The 236-nt window shown below is 41.9% G+C and carries 1 protein-coding gene; it reads left to right on the forward strand.

The genetic code is table 11. The annotated features are described in order from the left end of the window. The coding region (locus tag G7034_RS01665) for a hypothetical protein (RefSeq protein ID WP_166399229.1) at positions 1–236 on the forward strand (236 nt) is incomplete at both ends.

The raw sequence follows: 236 nt of genomic DNA on the forward strand, positions 1-236 counted from the left end.
ATTTACACCACCACCTATCATTTTACCCAAGGCGAAGCCGCTTCGGGTCAAAACCCCATTGCCAATCCAAGCGCTTTTGAAACCCTTGAAAACCCGCAAGAAATCTGGGTGCGAATTGTTAACAATGTGATTAATTGTGTGGAAATAGGGGCTTTTGATTACGAAATTTTACTGTCTCCTGTATTGCCTCAAAATGAAGATATTCCACCCATTGAAGAGTGTGATGACGACTTAAC

This window comes from Psychroflexus maritimus (genome assembly GCF_011089875.1).
GTDB classification, from domain to species: domain Bacteria; phylum Bacteroidota; class Bacteroidia; order Flavobacteriales; family Flavobacteriaceae; genus Psychroflexus; species Psychroflexus maritimus.